Below are 17,214 nucleotides of genomic sequence, written 5' to 3'. Positions count from 1 at the left end.
CAGACGCCCCTGCCACGTCCGCTGCCCACTTCTGCCGCTCACAGAAGAGAGACCCTGACCCATGTCCTGGCTGTCCAGATTCAGCCTTGCCCAACGTGCCCTGATCGGCCTGGTGTCGATCATCGCGCTCGCCTTCGGGGCGATCGCAATACCCCAGCTCAAGCAGCAGCTGCTGCCCTCCATCGAGCTGCCCATCGTGTCCGTCCTCGCGCCGTACCAGGGCGCGTCGCCGGACGTGGTCGAGAAGCAGGTCGTCGAGCCGATCGAGGACAGCCTCGAAGGCGTCGACGGCATCTCCGGCGTCACCTCCACGGCCAGCGAGGGCAACGCCGTGATCATGGCGTCCTTCGACTACGGCCCCGACAACCAGCAGCTCGTCGCCGACGTCCAGCAGGCCGTCAACCGGGCCCGCGCCCAGCTGCCGGACGATGTGGACCCGCAGGTCATCGCCGGTTCCACGGACGACATCCCGACCGTCGTGCTGGCCGTGACCTCCGACGAGGACCAGCAGGCCCTGGCCGACCGGATCGACCGGACCGTCGTGCCGGACCTGAAGGACATCGACGGCGTCGGCCAGGTCACCGTCGACGGCGTACGCGACCTCCAGGTCACCGTCACGCCGGACGACGCGAAGCTGGCGAAGGCGGGCCTGACCTCGGCGGCCCTCACCCAGGCACTCCAGGCGGGCGGCGCCACCGTCCCGGCGGGCTCCTTCGACGAGGACGGCGACAACCGCACGGTCCAGGTGGGCGGCGGCTTCACCTCGATCCAGCAGATCGAGGACCTGAGGGTCACCGCCGAGGGCGCCGCCGCGAAGAAGCCGGTCCGCCTCGGTGATGTCGCCACCGTCAAGCAGGAGCAGGCCCCGGCCGACTCCATCACCCGCACCGACGGCAAGCCGTCGCTCGCGGTCGCGGTCACCATGGACCGCGACGGCAGTGCGGTCGCGATCTCGGACGCCGTCCGGGACAAGCTCCCCGAGCTGCGCAAGGACCTCGGCTCGGGCGCCACGGTCACCGTGGTCAGCGACCAGGGCCCGGCGGTGAAGAAGTCCATCGACGGCCTGACGACGGAAGGCGCGCTCGGCCTGCTCTTCGCGGTCCTCGTCATCCTGGTCTTCCTCGCGTCGATCCGCTCGACGCTGGTCACAGCCGTCTCCATCCCGCTGTCGGTCGTGCTGGCCCTGATCGTCCTGTGGACGCGCGATCTGTCGCTGAACGTCCTGACGCTCGGCGCGCTGACCATCGCCATCGGCCGGGTCGTCGACGACTCGATCGTGGTCCTGGAGAACATCAAGCGGCACCTCGGCTACGGCGAGGAGCGCCAGGCGGCGATCCTGAACGCCGTCCGCGAGGTGGCCGGCGCGGTGACGTCCTCGACGCTCACCACGGTCGCGGTCTTCCTGCCGATCGGCCTGGTCGGCGGCATGGTGGGCGAGCTGTTCGGCCCGTTCAGCCTGACCGTCACCGCCGCGTTGCTGGCCTCGCTGCTCGTCTCCCTGACGGTCGTACCGGTCCTGTCGTACTGGTTCCTGCGCGCCCCGAAGGGCACGCCCGAGGACGCCGAGGAAGCGCGCCGGGTGGCGGAGGAGAAGGAGGCGAAGAGCCGACTGCAGCGGTTCTACGTCCCCGTCCTGCGGTTCGCGACGCGCCGCCGACTGACCAGCGTGCTGCTCGCGATCGTCATCCTCGTCGGCACCTTCGGCATGGCGCCGCTGCTGAAGACGAACTTCTTCGACCAGGGCGAGCAGGAAGTCCTCACCGTCAAGCAGGAGTTGAAGCCGGGCACCAGCCTGGCGGCGACGGATGAGCAGGCCCGGCGGGTCGAGAAGCTGCTCGCCGGCACCAAGGGCGTCAAGGACTACCAGGTCACGGTCGGCTCGTCCGGCTTCATGGCGGCCTTCGGCGGCGGCACGGACACCAACCAGGCGTCGTACCAGGTGATGCTGGAGGACTCGGCGTCGTACGACGAGGTGCAGGACCGTATCGAAGCGGGCCTGAAGAAGCTGGACGGCATCGGTACGACCACGATCGCGGCCGGTGACGGCTTCGGCGCCCAGGATCTGAGCGTCGTCGTGAAGGCGGCCGACGCGGAGGTCCTGCGCAAGGCGGCCGAGCAGGTACGGGAAGCCGTGGCCGGCCTGGACGACGTCACCGACGTGACCAGCGACCTGTCGCAGAGCGTGCCGCGCATCTCGGTGAAGGCCAACGACAAGGCGGCCGCGGCCGGCTTCAACGACCAGACCCTCGGCATGGCGGTGGCCCAGGCGGTCCGCGGCAACACGGCGGCCCAGGCGACCCTCGACGACACCGAGCGGGACGTCGTCATCAGGTCGGCGAAGCCGGCGACGACCCTGAAGCAGCTTCAGGGCCTGCGCCTCGGCCCGGTGAAGCTCGGTGACATCGCGGACGTGAAGCTGGTGGACGGCCCGGTCTCGATGACCCGGATCGACGGCCAGCGCGCTGCCACGATCAGCGCCAAGCCGACCGGCGACAACACCGGCGCGGTCAGCGCGGACCTCCAGTCCAAGATCAACGGGCTGACCCTCCCGGCGGGCGCCACGGCCGAGATCGGCGGCGTCTCCCAGGACCAGGACGAGGCGTTCGCCAACCTGGGCCTGGCCATGCTGGCGGCGATCGCGATCGTCTTCATGCTGCTGGTGGCGACCTTCCGCTCGCTGGCCCAGCCGCTGATCCTGCTCGTCTCCATCCCGTTCGCGGCGACGGGCGCCATCGGTCTCCTGATCGCCACGGGCACCCCGATGGGCGTCCCCGCGATGATCGGCATGCTGATGCTGATCGGCATCGTGGTGACGAACGCGATCGTGCTGATCGACCTGATCAACCAGTACCGGAAGCAGGGCTACGGCGTCGTGGAGGCCGTGATCGAGGGCGGCCGCCACCGACTGCGCCCCATCCTCATGACGGCCCTGGCGACGATCTTCGCCCTGCTCCCGATGGCGCTCGGCGTCACCGGCGAGGGCGGCTTCATCGCCCAGCCGCTGGCGGTGGTGGTGATCGGCGGCCTGATCACCTCGACCATGCTGACCCTGCTGCTCGTCCCGACGCTCTACACGATGCTGGAGCTCCGCAAGGAGCGCCGGGCGAAGAGGCGGGCGGCGAAGCGGGCCAAGAAGGCGGGCACCCCGGACCGGCCGGCGCCGGCTTCGGACGAGCCCGAACCCGCGGGCGTGTGACGGCCCTCGGCGTCCGATAGGGCGACGGTCACGGTCCACGGCGGCCGGGCCCCCGATGCACAAAGATCGGGGACCCGGCCGCTGCCGTACCCGGGGTTACGTATTCTGTGGCCTCGAACTGCTTGGCGGGGAGGGGATTCGGGCGTGCCGCTGCACAGGGACGACCCGAGGTCGGTCGGCGGGTACAGGCTGGTCGACCGGCTCGGGGCCGGGGGCATGGGGATCGTCTACCGGGGCAGAGCACGTTCGGGCCGTGAGGTCGCCGTCAAGGTGGTGCACTCCCAGTACGCCGAGGACCCCGTCTTCCGCACCCGCTTCCGGCAGGAGATCGAAGCCGTCCGCAAGGTCAGCGGCGCCTTCACGGCCCCGGTCGTGGACGCCGACCCGGAGGCGGCCCGGCCCTGGATGGCGACCCAGTACGTGCCCGGCCGCTCGCTCGCCGACCGGCTGCGCGAACGGGGCCCGCTGCGCGGCGCCGAACCGCGGCAACTGGCCCTGGGACTGGTGGAGGCGCTGCGGGACATCCACCGGGCCGGGGTCGTGCACCGAGACCTGAAGCCCGCCAACGTCCTGATGGCCGAGGACGGCCCCCGCGTCATCGACTTCGGCATATCCCGGGCGGCGGAGAACCACCAGACCCTGACCGAGACGGGCCAGATGATCGGCACCCCGCCGTTCATGTCCCCGGAACAGTTCACCGACGCCCGCAAGGTCGGCCCCGCCTCCGACGTGTTCTCGCTCGGGGCGCTGCTGGTGTACGCCGTCACCGGGCGCGGTCCCTTCGACGCGGACAGCCCCTATCTGACGGCGTATCGGGTGGTCCACGACGAGCCCGTGCTGGACGGGCTGGCGCAGCCGCTACGCGGGGTACTGGAGCGCTGCCTGGCCAAAGAGGTGGCGGACCGGCCCGAACTCGACGAACTCGCGCGGGAGTTCGCGGCCGTCCGGCCCGAGCCGGCGGAGGGCGACCCGCAGACCGTGAGCCTGCGCCTGGACACGCCGGCCGCCGACGGGAAGACCAGCCCCGGGAACGACGCCGACGGGACGGCCGCCACCGGCTCCGGGGGCGCATCCGGGCGGACGTACGCCCCCCGCTTCGGCCGCCGCCGCGGCAGGCGTCCGCTGTGGGCCGTGACCGGCACGGCCGGCGCGCTCGCCCTGGGGCTGACGGGCTATCTGCTGCTCGGGGCGGGCTGGGCGGACAGCGGCGACGCGACCGGCACCGCAACCGCCCCTGCACCGTCTGCCTCCTCCCGGTGGTCGGCGCTGCCCGACGGCTGGCGGCCCTGGCAGACGACGGTGAACGAGACGGCACCGCTCGGCGCGCGGAAGGCGATCGCGGGCGGGTTCGAGGGCGACTCCGCCTGTCTGATGCACGACCTCGCCGCCTACTGCGCGGGCCAGGGAGTCCTCCCGGTACGTCTGGACGGCCTGACCGGCAGGACGGTCTGGCGCGCCGACCTCGCACCGGCCCACGCCGAGGGCGCGGACTACTGGGCCCAGCTCCTCGGCGTCCGCGAGGGCGCGTTGCTCGTCCGGCAGAACATCACCAGCGCGGACGGCCAGACCGAAACCATCCATGTGGTCGCCCTCGACACCAAGACCGGCGCCAAGCTGTGGTCCCGCGAGGTGAACGACGAGAACGTCGACCTGGTCCTGTCCGGCGAGGTGGTCCTGACGGCCGACGGCCGGACGGTGACCGCCCGGTCGCCGCGCACCGGCGCCGCACGCTGGACCATGGAGGTGCCCGACGGCTACTACTGCTCGTTCTCGACGGTCGGCGCGGACCTGTACGCCCACTGCACCCTGGACGGTCCCGAGAAGTCCCTGGTGCTGGCGGTGGACCGGACCGACGGCTCGGTACGGCGCATCGAGGTGCCGTACGCGAGCGGCATCCTCGGCGGGCTCGACGGCCGCCTGGCCCTGGTGGTGTGGACCGAGGAGAGCGAGACGTCCGTGTCGGGCTCGGCGTACAGCCGGCTCCTGCTGATCGACCCGGAGACGAACACCCGCAGCACGACGAAGCTGGCGCAGGCCTACGACGGGGAGCCGACGCTGGTGGATGGCACCCTGTGGATCGCGTCGGCGAACGGCCGGGTGGCCGCGCTGTCGGCCCGGACGGGCAAGCAGCTGTGGCAGACCCCCACCAGCCTGGAAGGCCCGGGCAAGGCGACGTACGACACGCGGACCCACACCCTGTACCTGGCCAGCAACAGCGGCCGGGTGGCGGCCCTCGACGCACGCAAGGGCACCCTGCTGTGGGAGACGCTCCCACGGGTCGCCCGGGTGTTCTCCGGCGGCACCATCGGGCCCGAGGTGAAGCTCAACGAGGGCGCGCTGGTCGTCACCGCTCCCGACGGCACCGTCTTCAGCCTCGACCCCGCGCACCCCGAGCGGGAACCCGCCTCGGGGTGACGGGGCAGGGCGAGGCCTACGGCAGGGCCAGCATCCGCTCCAGCGCCAGCTTCGCGAACGCCTCGGTCTCCTTGTCGACCTCGATGCGGTTGACGAGGTTGCCCTCGGCCAGGGACTCCAGGGCCCAGACCAGGTGGGGCAGGTCGATGCGGTTCATCGTCGAGCAGAAGCAGACCGTCTTGTCGAGGAAGACGATCTCCTTGCCCTCGGGCGCGAAACGGTTCGCCAGGCGGCGGACCAGGTTCAGCTCCGTGCCGATGGCCCACTTGGAGCCGGCCGGGGCGGCCTCCAGCATCTTGATGATGTACTCGGTCGAGCCGACGTAGTCCGCGGCGGCCACGACCTCGTGCTTGCACTCGGGGTGGACGAGGACGTTCACGCCCGGGATGCGCTCGCGCACGTCGTTCACCGAGTCGAGGCTGAAGCGGCCGTGCACCGAGCAGTGGCCGCGCCACAGGATCATCTTGGCGGCGCGCAGCTCGTCGGCGGTCAGCCCGCCGTTCGGCTTGTGCGGGTTGTAGACGACGCAGTCCTCCAGGGACATGCCCATGTCGCGGACCGCCGTGTTGCGCCCGAGGTGCTGGTCGGGCAGGAACAGGACCTTCTCGCCCTGCTCGAAGGCCCAATCCAGGGCTCGCTTGGCGTTCGAGGAGGTGCAGATCGTGCCGCCGTGCTTGCCCGTGAACGCCTTGATGTCGGCGGAGGAGTTCATGTACGACACCGGCACGACCTGCTCGGCTATCCCGGCCTCGGTCAGCACGTCCCAGCACTCGGCGACCTGCTCGGCCGTCGCCATGTCGGCCATCGAGCAGCCGGCGGCGAGGTCGGGGAGGACGACCTTCTGGTCGTCGGACGTCAGGATGTCCGCCGACTCGGCCATGAAGTGCACGCCGCAGAACACGATGTACTCGGCCTCCGGGCGCGCGGCCGCGTCCCGGGCCAGCTTGAAGGAGTCGCCGGTCACGTCCGCGAACTGGATGACCTCGTCGCGCTGGTAGTGGTGGCCGAGCACGAAGACCTTGTCACCGAGCTTCTCCTTGGCGGCACGGGCGCGCTCGACCAGGTCCGGGTCGGACGGCGAGGGCAGATCACCGGGACACTCGACGCCGCGTTCGCTCCTCGGGTCGGCCTCACGGCCGAGGAGCAGCAGGGCGAGGGGCGTCGGCTGTACGTCGAGCTCCTGGGTCTGGGCGGTGGTCACGACACGCACCCTTTCTGTTCTGCGGCTCGCCGGGTCCGGAAGATCCGGACCCGGCGGGTCATGCGGGACACCTTCATCGACTTCTCGTCGAATTGACGCTATCTATCATAACCGGTTCACGTCAGTTTGACGATGGCCATCGCGTCGATGTGACGTGAATCCCGGTGAGGCCCCGCGTATTCCCGAATGAGGCGTTTTCCGCTTCGCGCGCCGTGTGCGAGCATGAAGAAGGACCGAAAGACAAGCGCCCGGCCCCGGAATGAATCCGCGGCCTTGCCGGTTGCACTCGTCGGCAAGCAGTCTCCGTACAACCCGGGAGAGATGTAGATGTCCGTATCGGACGAGACCAGCACCGTCACCGACGGCATCGTCCTGACCGACGCCGCCGCGTCCAAGGTCAAGGCCCTGCTCGACCAGGAAGGCCGTGACGACCTCGCCCTGCGCGTGGCCGTCCAGCCGGGTGGCTGCTCCGGCCTGCGCTACCAGCTCTTCTTCGACGAGCGCTCCCTCGACGGCGACGTGGAGAAGGACTTCGGCGGTGTGAAGGTCGTCACCGACCGCATGAGCGCCCCGTACCTGGGCGGCGCCACCATCGACTTCGTGGACACGATCGAGAAGCAGGGCTTCACGATCGACAACCCGAACGCGACGGGCTCCTGCGCCTGCGGCGACTCCTTCAGCTGAGCCCAGCGGCGACACCTTCGGCCGAGACCGGCTGAGAAGACACAGAAAGGCGGCGGCCCCCTCCGACGGGGCCGCCGCCTTTCCGTATCCGCGGGCCCTTACCGGGCCCCGGACGTCTGCGGTGCGTCCGGGAGCCGCGCCCCGGGCTTCTCCAGCGGGATCGCCCGGCCGTCCGTGCCCACGACCTTGCGGTCGCCGAGCGGCTCGTCCAGCTGCACCGTCTTGTGGAACACCTTGGCGATCAGGATGCAGACCTTGTCCGGCTGCGAGGTCTCGGTCACCCGGACCGTCACCTCGTCGCCGCTCTCGCTCGCCGTCACCTTGTAGTCGGCGCACACCCCGCCCGTGAAGGCGACGGTCAGCTCCGAACCCTCCGCCGTGTAGCCGTCCGCCGTCACGTTCCGCGTGACGGGCGCCGAGGTCGGCTCGTCGTCCTTCGGTCCGGTCGGCCGCGGGCTCGGCTGTTCGGTCGGCCCCTCCGAGGGCGTGGACGAGGCCAGGTACTTCGGGTCGATCGCCGGATACGTGACCGTGAAGCTGTCCTGCGCGCCCGGCGTCCGCACCTGGAACAGCCACGACGGCACCAGCGCCTGCCGCGCGTCCACGTAGTGCGAGGCCAGCCCGAACACCGCCTTCTCGACCGTGACGGTGTCCTTCGACGGCGCCCCCGTGGACGCCTCCGCACCGCAGGGCGCCTCAAGACGGTCCTTCAGCGGTACGGGGCTGGCGCAGCCGCCGATGCCCATGCGGCCGCCGGACGCCGGCGCCGCGTTCATCAGCCCGAGCGCCTTCCCCGCAGCCAGCACGGGGTACGTGTCCCCCTTCACCGGCGCCTTCAACTGGCCGCTTCCGCCGACCACCTCACCCTGGGCGCTCACCGTCACCCCGGTCGTCCAGCCGTACGTGGGCAGCCCGCCGACCACCGGATCGGCGTTCACCACCCGCTGGGCGCCCATGAGCTGGCTCGCGTCGAGCTTCGCGTCATCCTGACCCACCGCCTTGAGAACCGGTGCGGCGGCCTTCTTCGCGGCCTCCTCGCTCACCGGGTCACCGGCCTGGTCGGCGGGCTTCTTCGCGCAGACGGTCGTGCTCTGGCAGGCATCGGTGCCAGGTGTGTACCGGTAGTACGTCCAGGTTCCCGGAGCCTGCTTGTTCACCTGCAGACTGGGCCCCGCCCCGTCCTTCGCCCCGACCCTCCAGGTCTGCCCCTGCGCCACCGGCGTCCCGTCCACCCGAGCGCCTCGGCCAGCCGGGCCACCTCGGCCGCGCCGACCTCGCCCCCGGCCCGGTACACCGGCGCCGAGCCGGGCCCGTCCGGGAGGTCCCCGTCGGCCTTGTAGGTGACGCCGTACGGGTTGGGCTCCCCTGGCGCGATGCCGTTGTTGTCGCCCTCGGTGTAGCCGTCGAGGTGGAGCGGCGGGGGAGTGTCGTCGCCGGGCGCCGCCGACGTCGTACCGTCGTCCGACCCCCCGGACGCGTTCGCGGCGAGGTAGGCCCCGCCGGCCCCGACGAGCAGGACGGCGGCGGCGACGGAGGCGATGATCGCGGGGGAGCGGCGCCGGGCGGAATCACCGACGCCGGGCTCTTCATGACCGGCCTCGCCGTGAAGGACCTCTTCGTGAGGAGCCTCTTTATGACCGGCCCCTTCATGAGCGCGCTCGCCCTTGATCTCGGCGGCCTCGGCCTCGTGCTCGCCCTCGGCGTCGGGAACGGCGGAGCCGTCCTCCACGACAGCGGAATCCTCGGCGGCGGAGGCCTCGGCAGCGGAGGTCTCGGCACCCGCGGCGCCCTTTGCCTCCCGGGCGCCCTTTGCCTCCCGGGCGCCCTTCTCCTCCCGGGCGCCCTTCTCCTCCCGGACGCCCTGCTCCTCGGCGGAGCCGTCGGCGCCCGTGTCGTCGTTCTCGGGTCGCTCGGTGTTCACCGCATCGCTCCTTCGGCTGCGCACATGTCCCATGCCCCTGACCGGACCCTGCCAAAAAGGTCGGCCCACGGGGTCGTATCCCGCATCCCCCTTACGGGGGACAGCGATGGGACGCAGCGGGGGAGCGCGCGGTTCCCAGAAAGGCGCCGATTCGCTCGGCGAAGTTCGATCAGCCCGCGTAGCCCGATCAGTCGCCGTAGTCCGACATCGCGTCCAGCAGTCGCGCCGACTTGGGCGGCACGGTCACGCCATGGATGAGTGACGGGGAGACCGGACGGGAAAGGACGCGGTCGGGAACGGTCCAGTGGGGAGCCATCCGCGCGCAGTCACCGAGCAGCGACGCCAGGTCGACCTCCAGGTCGGCCGGAACGGGGGCGTGGACCTCGATTTTCGTCATGGAGGCACCGTATGCACGCTCGAGCCCGCGAAGAAAGATCTACTATCAGGTATTTTTGGCCGCTTCAGAGTCCCGGTCACGAACGGTAGCGTGGACTGTCAATCAAACCTCCCCGCAGGAGACTCCACGCCGTGCGCATCGCAGTCACCGGCTCCATCGCCACCGACCACCTCATGACCTTCCCCGGCCGCTTCGCCGACCAGTTCGTCGCGGACCAGCTGCACACGGTCTCGCTGTCCTTCCTGGTCGACAACCTGGACGTACGCCGGGGCGGCGTAGGCGCGAACATCGCCTTCGGCATGGGTCAGCTGGGCACGAAGCCGATCCTGGTCGGCGCCGCGGGCTCCGACTTCGACGAGTACCGGGCCTGGCTGGACCGGCACGGCGTCGACACCGGCTCGGTCCGCATCTCCGAGACCCTGCACACCGCTCGCTTCGTCTGCACCACCGACGCCGACCACAACCAGATCGGCTCCTTCTACACCGGTGCGATGAGCGAGGCCCGCCTGATCGAGCTGAAGACCGTCGGGGACCGCGTCGGCGGCCTCGACCTGGTCCTCATCGGCGCCGACGACCCCGAGGCGATGCTCCGCCACACCGAGGAGTGCCGCTCCCGCTCGATCCCGTTCGCCGCCGACTTCTCCCAGCAGATCGCCCGGATGAACGGCGACGAGATCCGGATACTGCTGGACGGGGCGACGTACCTCTTCTCGAACGAGTACGAGAAGGGGCTCATCGAGTCCAAGACCGGCTGGACCGACGAGGAGATCCTCTCCAAGGTCGGCCACCGCGTCACGACCCTCGGGTCACGGGGCGTACGGATCGAACGCGCGGGAGAGGACCCGATCGAGGTCGGCTGCCCCGAGGAGGAGCGCAAGGCCGACCCCACGGGTGTCGGCGACGCCTTCCGGGCCGGGTTCCTGTCGGGACTGGCGTGGGGGGTCTCGCTGGAGCGGGCCGCGCAGGTCGGGTGCATGCTGGCGACGCTTGTCATCGAGACGGTGGGGACGCAGGAGTACCAGTTGCGGCGGGCTCACTTCATGGAGCGGTTCAGCAAGGCGTACGGGGACGCTGCCGCTGAGGAGGTCCAGGCCCACCTGGGCTGAGGGGCGACTACTCATCTGCCTTGGCATGAGCGTTGTCGTGTGCAGGTGCGTGGGGGCTGGTCGCGCAGTTCCCCGCGCCCCTGATCAGCGCTGCTTCGCAGCGTCTGATCAACCCAACCTGCGCACCACATACGCCGAACCTCGCTCCGCCGGCTTCTCGCCCACGTACTCCTGCCCCCGCATCTCGCACCACGCCGGGATGTCCAGGCGGGCCGCCTCGTCGTCCGACAGGACGCGGACGGTGCCGCCCACGGGCACGTTCCCGATGACCTTCGCCAGCTCGATGACCGGGATCGGGCACCGCTTGCCGAGGGAGTCCACGACCAGGACGTCCTCCTCGTCCACGACCGTCCCGCCGGTCGGCGCCCCCAGTTTCTCCCGCACCCCCGCCACGGCTGCCGGCAGCACCTCCAGGAACCGCTCGACGTCCTCTTCCGCCGTCCCGAACGGCAGGGACACCCGCACGTTCCCCTCGCTCAGCACCCCCATCGCCTTCAGCACATGGCTGGGCATCAGCGTGCTGCTCGTGCAGGACGAGCCGGACGACACCGAGAACCCGGCACGGTCCAGTTCGTGCAGCAATGTCTCCCCGTCGACATAGAGACAGGAGAAGGTGACGATGCCGGGGAGGCGCCGCACCGGATCGCCGACCACCTCCACATCCGGCACCAGCCGCGGCACCCGGGCCCGGATCCGCTCCGTCAGCTCCCGCAGCCGTACCGCCTCTTGGGCCGCCTCGGCCCGCACGGCACGCAACGAGGCCGCCGCGGCGACGATCGCCGGGATGTTCTCGAACCCGGCCGCCCGCCCCGACTCCCGCTCGTCCACGGGCCCTTGCGCGGCGAACCGCACCCCTTTCCGCACGACAAGCAGTCCGACCCCCGAGGGCCCGCCCCACTTGTGAGCACTGGCCGTCAGCAGCGACCAGTCACCCCCGACCCGCCCCCACCCCAACGACTGCGCCGCATCCACCAGCAACGGCACCCCGGCCTCCCGGCACACACCGGCCACCTCCGCCACCGGCTGCTCGGTTCCCACCTCATGGTTGGCCGACTGAAGACAGGCGAGCGCGGTGTCCGGCCGCAGCGCCTCCGCGTACGCCCGCACACTCACCATCCCCGCCCGGTCCACCGCAACCTGAGTGACCGCCCCACCCGCGGCCTCGTGCGCGTCAGCCACATGGAGCACAGAGGAGTGTTCGACAGCAGACACGATCAGGTGGCGTCCGATCCGGTGGCGCCCGGCGAGCGCTCCCGCGATGCCTGAGTGCACAGCCCTCGTCCCGGACGATGTGAACGTCAACTCGTCCGCCCGACACCCCACGGCCTCGGCAGCCGCCTCCCGCGCCGCATCGAGCAGCAACCGTGCTCGCCGCCCCTCCCGATAGAGACGGGCAGGATCGGCCCACCCTTCATCCAGGGAGGCCTGCAGAGCCTGCCGGGCAACGGGATGCAGAGGAGCACTGGAAGCAGCATCGAAGTAGGCCACACAGCAACGCTAAACGCCCGGTCACTGCAACGTCCTTTCAGGGGCGCGGGGCCGTGACATTTGCGGCTCCGCCGCGGGGCGCGACCAGCCCCGAACAACCCGCAGCCGCCAATCAAGCGAACCCCCCACCCCACTAGGCACCCCTCCCCGCGAACCCTCGGAGAGCGTCGGCTAGGGTTTGGTCCGCATAAACATCCAAACCCCTGCCCGACGCAGGGCGGCGACCGACCAGCGAGAAGAAGGCAGGCCGCAGCCAATCCGCGCGGGCGAGACTCTCGGGAAGGCGCTACGTGAGTCCCAACGGCTCCGACCGCTCGCCGCGGCGCCCGATGCGGCGGAAGCTGCTGCAGGCAATGACTGCGGGCCTGGTCCTGGCGACAGCCACCGGTTGCTCGTACAACTGGGAAGACTTCCCCCGTCTTGGTATGCCCACCCCGACCACGGAAGAGGCTCCGCGGATCCTCTCCCTGTGGCAGGGTTCCTGGGCGGCGGCGCTCGCCGTCGGCGTGCTGGTGTGGGGCCTCATCATCTGGAGCGCCATCTTCCACCGGCGTAGCCGCACCAAGGTCGAGGTCCCTCCGCAGACCCGGTACAACATGCCCATCGAGGCGCTGTACACCGTGGTCCCGCTCATCATCGTCTCGGTGCTCTTCTACTTCACGGCCCGCGACGAGTCGAAGCTCCTCGAGCTCAAGGACAAGCCCGACGTCACCGTCAACGTCGTCGGCTTCCAGTGGAGCTGGTGCTTCAACATGGTCGCGGACGTCGAAGGTTCCACCGGCGACGCCAAGACCGCCAAGGAACTGGAAGCGATCCCGGACCGGTTCAAGGAAGACTTCCCGGCGAACGCCGGCGGCGTCTACGACTGCGGCACCCCGGGCACCCGGAATCCGCAGACGGGCAACCCGGGCCCGACCCTGTGGCTCCCCAAGGGCAAGACGGTCCGCTTCGTCCTCACCTCGCGTGACGTCATCCACTCCTTCTGGGTGGTGCCGTTCCTGATGAAGCAGGACGTCATCCCGGGCCACACCAACGCCTTCGAGGTGACCCCCAACCGTGAGGGCACCTTCCTGGGCAAGTGCGCCGAACTCTGCGGCGTCGACCACTCCCGGATGCTGTTCAACGTGAAGGTCGTCTCCCCCGAGCGCTACGAGCAGCACCTCAAGGACCTCGCCAAGAAGGGGCAGACCGGTTACGTTCCCGCCGGCATCGCGCAGACGAGCCACGAGAAGAACCGGGAGACGAACAACCTGTGAGCATCCTCAACGAACCCCAGGGTGCCGCGGCAGCTGAGGACTCGTACGAGAACGAGCTGCCGGTCCGGCGCAGGCAACCCGGCAACGTCGTGGTCAAGTGGCTCACCACCACCGACCACAAGACGATCGGGACGCTGTACCTCGTCACGTCGTTCGCGTTCTTCGTGATCGGTGGCGTGATGGCGCTGCTGATGCGTGCCGAGCTGGCCCGTCCGGGCCTGCAGATCATGTCGAACGAGCAGTTCAACCAGGCGTTCACGATGCACGGCACGATCATGCTGCTGATGTTCGCGACGCCGCTGTTCGCCGGCTTCGCGAACTGGATCATGCCGCTGCAGATCGGCGCGCCGGACGTGGCCTTCCCCCGGCTGAACATGTTCGCCTACTGGCTGTACCTGTTCGGCTCGCTCATCGCGGTGGGTGGCTTCCTCACCCCGCAGGGCGCGGCCGACTTCGGCTGGTTCGCCTACAGCCCGCTGTCGGACGCGGTCCGCTCCCCGGGCATCGGCGCCGACATGTGGATCATGGGCCTGGCCTTCTCCGGCTTCGGCACCATCCTCGGCTCGGTCAACTTCATCACCACGATCATCTGCATGCGCGCCCCCGGCATGACCATGTTCCGCATGCCGATCTTCACCTGGAACGTGCTGCTGACCGGTGTGCTGGTCCTGCTCGCCTTCCCGGTGCTGGCCGCCGCGCTGTTCGCGCTGGAGGCGGACCGCAAGTTCGGCGCGCACATCTTCGACTCCGCCAACGGCGGAGCCCTGCTGTGGCAGCACCTCTTCTGGTTCTTCGGCCATCCAGAGGTGTACATCATCGCGCTGCCGTTCTTCGGCATCATCAGTGAGGTCATCCCGGTCTTCTCCCGCAAGCCGATGTTCGGCTACATGGGTCTGATCGCGGCGACCATCGCCATCGCGGGTCTGTCCGTGACGGTGTGGGCGCACCACATGTACGTCACCGGCGGTGTGCTGCTGCCGTTCTTCGCCTTCATGACGTTCCTCATCGCCGTACCCACCGGCGTGAAGTTCTTCAACTGGATCGGCACCATGTGGAAGGGCTCCCTGTCCTTCGAGACGCCGATGCTGTGGGCGACCGGCTTCCTCATCACCTTCACCTTCGGTGGTCTGACCGGTGTCATCCTGGCCTCGCCGCCGATGGACTTCCACGTCTCCGACTCGTACTTCGTGGTGGCGCACTTCCACTACGTCGTCTTCGGCACCGTCGTCTTCGCGATGTTCTCCGGCTTCCACTTCTGGTGGCCGAAGTGGACGGGCAAGATGCTCGACGAGCGCCTCGGCAAGATGACGTTCTGGACGCTGTTCATCGGCTTCCACGGCACGTTCCTGGTCCAGCACTGGCTGGGTGCCGAGGGCATGCCGCGTCGTTACGCCGACTACCTCGCGGCCGACGGCTTCACCGCCCTGAACACGATCTCGACGATCAGCTCGTTCGTGCTCGGCGCGTCGCTGCTGCCCTTCTTCTACAACGTGTGGAAGACGGCCAAGTACGGCAAGCCGGTCGGCGTCGACGACCCGTGGGGCTACGGCCGCTCGCTGGAGTGGGCGACGTCCTGCCCGCCGCCGCGGCACAACTTCCTCACCCTGCCGCGGATCCGTTCCGAATCCCCGGCGTTCGACCTGCACCACCCTGAGATCGCCGCGCTCGACGAGCTCGAGAACGCCCCGCACGGGGGCAAGGCTCTGGCCGGCAACGGCGCCAAGGAGGCCGGCAAGTGAAGATCCAAGGCCGGATGTTCATGTGGCTGAGCGTCTTCATCCTCGCCATGGCGATCGTCTATGGCGTGTGGTCGAAGGAGCCGGCCGGTACCACCGCGCTCTTCCTGGCCTTCGGCCTGGCCATCATGATCGGCTTCTACCTGGGCTTCACCGCCCGGCGGGTCGACGTGGGCGCGCAGGACGACAAGGAGGCGGACGTCGCGGACGACGCCGGCGAGGTCGGGTTCTTCAGCCCGCACAGCTGGCAGCCGCTCTCCCTCGCGATCGGCGGCGCCCTCGCCTTCCTGGCGATCGCCGTCGGCTGGTGGCTGCTGTACTTCTCGGCGCCGCTGATCCTGGTCGGTCTCTGGGGCTGGGTCTTCGAGTACTACCGCGGTGAGAACCGCACCCAGTAACACGAGCTGAGCTCACAGGGAGCCCGGACACTCCGTCAGGAGGGTCCGGGCTCCTGCTTTTGCAGCAAACCCCCTCACCCGAACGCGTCACCCCGCGCGCCGCGGGTGACGCGGCTTCCTAGCGTGAAGCCATGACCAACCCACCACCGCGCACGAGCACCCTCATAGGCTGCTCGCTGCTCGTGATAGCGCTCGGCGCGAGCGCCATAAGCTGCAGCAGCGACGGCAACCCGCTGTCCGCCGACCCGTACGACGCGGCGGACCAGATCGCCTTCAACGGCCCCTCGGGCGGCGGCAAGAAGGCCGACCCCGACAAGCCCCTGGAAGTCACCACGGAGGACTCCGACGGCCGAATAACGGACGTCACCGCCAGGGACGCCGCAGGACGCTACGTCGCGGGCGAACTCTCCGCCGACGGCACCCGCTGGCACAGCACCTCCCCGCTCGCCGCCGACGCCCGCTACACGGTGCGCGTGAGCACGGAGGACGAGGACGGGGCCCCCGGCCGCAAGGTCCTCACCTTCGTCACCAGCAAGCCGACCACCAAGAAGCATCTGACGGTGAAGTTCGGCCCGAAGGCGGGCAAGTACGGCGTGGGCCAGCCCATCACGGCCGAGCTGAACCAGCCCGTCAAGGACACCAAGCAGCGCGCCATAGTCGAACGGGCCCTCAAGGTCGACTCCACGCCCGCCGTGGAGGGCACCTGGCACTGGGTGAGCGACAAGGAACTCCACTACCGCCCCAAGGAGTACTGGCCCACCGGCGCGACGATACGGGCCCGCAGCAACCTCGACGGCGTCAAGATCAGCGACCGCCTCTGGGGCGGCAAGGTCAAGCCCCTGACCATCACCATCGGCGACCAGGTCATAGCCGTCACGGACGCCGCGTCCCACCAGCTGACGCTCTACCGGAACGGCGAGGAGGTCAGGTCGATCCCCGTCACGACGGGCAAGCCCGGCTTCGAGACCCGCAACGGCGTCAAGGTCGTCCTGGCCAAGGAGTACTTCGTACGGATGCGCGGCACCAGCATCGGCATAGCCGAGGGCTCCGCGGACTCCTACGACCTACCCGTCTACTACGCCACCCGCGTGACCTGGAGCGGCGAGTACGTCCACGCCGCCCCCTGGTCGGTCGGCTCCCAGGGCTACGCCAACGTCAGCCACGGCTGCACCGGCATGAGCACCGCCAACGCCGAGTGGTTCTTCGACAACGTCCGCGAGGGCGACATCGTCAAGGTCATCAACTCGTACGGCAACACGATGGAACCGTTCGGCAACGGCTTCGGCGACTGGAACCTCGACTGGAAGAAATGGCGAGGCGGCAGCGCCCTACTGGGCGGCACGCCTGACGGCCCGAGCCCGTCGGAACGGGCAAGACTGAGGCCGCAGAGCATTTAGACCACCGGGGCGGCAGCCA

Annotated in this window: 11 protein-coding genes and 1 pseudogene; 8 read left to right on the top strand and 4 right to left on the bottom strand. The window is 69.7% G+C overall.

Going from position 1 to position 17,214, the window contains the following annotated elements:
• Positions 1 to 61: 61 nt before the first annotated feature.
• Together ACQEV2_RS11330 and ACQEV2_RS11325 are read left to right on the top strand one after the other, a co-directional pair.
• Positions 62 to 3,196 (top strand): efflux RND transporter permease subunit, encoded by a 3,135-nt coding sequence (locus ACQEV2_RS11330; RefSeq protein ID WP_433039210.1) that lies wholly within the window; start codon positions 62 to 64, stop codon positions 3,194 to 3,196.
• Positions 3,197 to 3,340: 144 nt separating this feature from the next.
• Positions 3,341 to 5,611: a serine/threonine-protein kinase gene (locus tag ACQEV2_RS11325; RefSeq protein ID WP_433039209.1), complete on the top strand. Its 2,271-nt coding sequence runs from the start codon at positions 3,341 to 3,343 to the stop codon at positions 5,609 to 5,611.
• Between the two features lie 16 nt (positions 5,612 to 5,627).
• On the opposite strand, the gene nadA is transcribed toward ACQEV2_RS11325, so the two are convergent.
• On the bottom strand, positions 5,628 to 6,812 hold the full coding sequence (nadA, locus tag ACQEV2_RS11320; RefSeq protein ID WP_433039208.1) for a quinolinate synthase NadA: 1,185 nt from the start codon (positions 6,810 to 6,812) through the stop codon (positions 5,628 to 5,630).
• Positions 6,813 to 7,139: 327 nt separating this feature from the next.
• Here nadA and ACQEV2_RS11315 point away from each other — a divergent pair, with 327 nt between their 5' ends.
• Complete coding sequence (locus ACQEV2_RS11315; protein ID WP_004001854.1) at positions 7,140 to 7,496, top strand: HesB/IscA family protein; 357 nt, start codon at positions 7,140 to 7,142, stop codon at positions 7,494 to 7,496.
• Positions 7,497 to 7,594: 98 nt separating this feature from the next.
• Here the strand turns inward: ACQEV2_RS11315 and ACQEV2_RS11310 are convergent.
• A pseudogene (locus ACQEV2_RS11310) lies at positions 7,595 to 9,417 on the bottom strand (hypothetical protein).
• Positions 9,418 to 9,604: 187 nt separating this feature from the next.
• Positions 9,605 to 9,814 carry a hypothetical protein gene (locus tag ACQEV2_RS11305; RefSeq protein WP_433039207.1) on the bottom strand — a complete coding sequence of 70 codons (210 nt, stop codon included), beginning with the start codon at positions 9,812 to 9,814 and terminating at the stop codon, positions 9,605 to 9,607.
• Positions 9,815 to 9,945: 131 nt separating this feature from the next.
• On the opposite strand from ACQEV2_RS11305, the gene ACQEV2_RS11300 reads away from it, so the two are divergent.
• A complete protein-coding gene (locus tag ACQEV2_RS11300; protein ID WP_433039206.1) occupies positions 9,946 to 10,920 on the top strand; it encodes a carbohydrate kinase family protein in 975 nt (324 codons plus the stop codon).
• A 108-nt stretch (positions 10,921 to 11,028) separates the two neighbouring features.
• On the opposite strand, the gene ACQEV2_RS11295 is transcribed toward ACQEV2_RS11300, so the two are convergent.
• Positions 11,029 to 12,408, bottom strand: coding sequence for a cysteine desulfurase/sulfurtransferase TusA family protein (locus ACQEV2_RS11295; protein ID WP_433039205.1), 1,380 nt, complete (start codon positions 12,406 to 12,408; stop codon positions 11,029 to 11,031).
• Between the two features lie 290 nt (positions 12,409 to 12,698).
• Between ACQEV2_RS11295 and ctaC the strand changes: the two genes are divergently transcribed.
• From ctaC to ACQEV2_RS11275, 4 genes are all read left to right on the top strand, one after another.
• Entirely contained in the window at positions 12,699 to 13,664 is a 966-nt protein-coding gene (gene ctaC / locus ACQEV2_RS11290; RefSeq protein WP_433039204.1) for an aa3-type cytochrome oxidase subunit II, read from the top strand.
• Positions 13,661 to 15,403, top strand: coding sequence for an aa3-type cytochrome oxidase subunit I (gene ctaD, locus ACQEV2_RS11285; RefSeq protein ID WP_433039203.1), 1,743 nt, complete (start codon positions 13,661 to 13,663; stop codon positions 15,401 to 15,403). The genes ctaC and ctaD overlap by 4 nt, the downstream gene beginning before the upstream one ends.
• Positions 15,400 to 15,798 (top strand): cytochrome c oxidase subunit 4, encoded by a 399-nt coding sequence (locus ACQEV2_RS11280; protein ID WP_433039202.1) that lies wholly within the window; start codon positions 15,400 to 15,402, stop codon positions 15,796 to 15,798. Before ctaD ends, ACQEV2_RS11280 begins: the two co-directional genes overlap by 4 nt.
• Before the next feature lie 131 nt (positions 15,799 to 15,929).
• Positions 15,930 to 17,195, top strand: coding sequence for an Ig-like domain-containing protein (locus ACQEV2_RS11275; protein ID WP_433039201.1), 1,266 nt, complete (start codon positions 15,930 to 15,932; stop codon positions 17,193 to 17,195).
• The last annotated feature ends 19 nt before the right edge of the window (positions 17,196 to 17,214 follow it).

It is taken from the genome of Streptomyces sp. CA-251387, from assembly GCF_050936625.1.
Lineage (GTDB): Bacteria > Actinomycetota > Actinomycetes > Streptomycetales > Streptomycetaceae > Streptomyces.
Note: the sequence above shows the minus strand (reverse complement) of the source record. Positions and strands in the feature narration are given on the sequence as shown.

Bases quoted from the DNA above. Each gene is read 5' to 3' on its own strand.
- ACQEV2_RS11330 (WP_433039210.1), top strand. From the start codon at position 62: ATGTCCTGGCTGTCCAGATTCAGCCTTGCCCAACGTGCCCTGATCGGC.
- ACQEV2_RS11305 (WP_433039207.1), bottom strand. From the start codon at position 9,814: ATGACGAAAATCGAGGTCCACGCCCCCGTTCCGGCCGACCTGGAGGTC.
- ACQEV2_RS11275 (WP_433039201.1), top strand. From the start codon at position 15,930: ATGACCAACCCACCACCGCGCACGAGCACCCTCATAGGCTGCTCGCTG.
- ACQEV2_RS11315 (WP_004001854.1), top strand. From the start codon at position 7,140: ATGTCCGTATCGGACGAGACCAGCACCGTCACCGACGGCATCGTCCTG.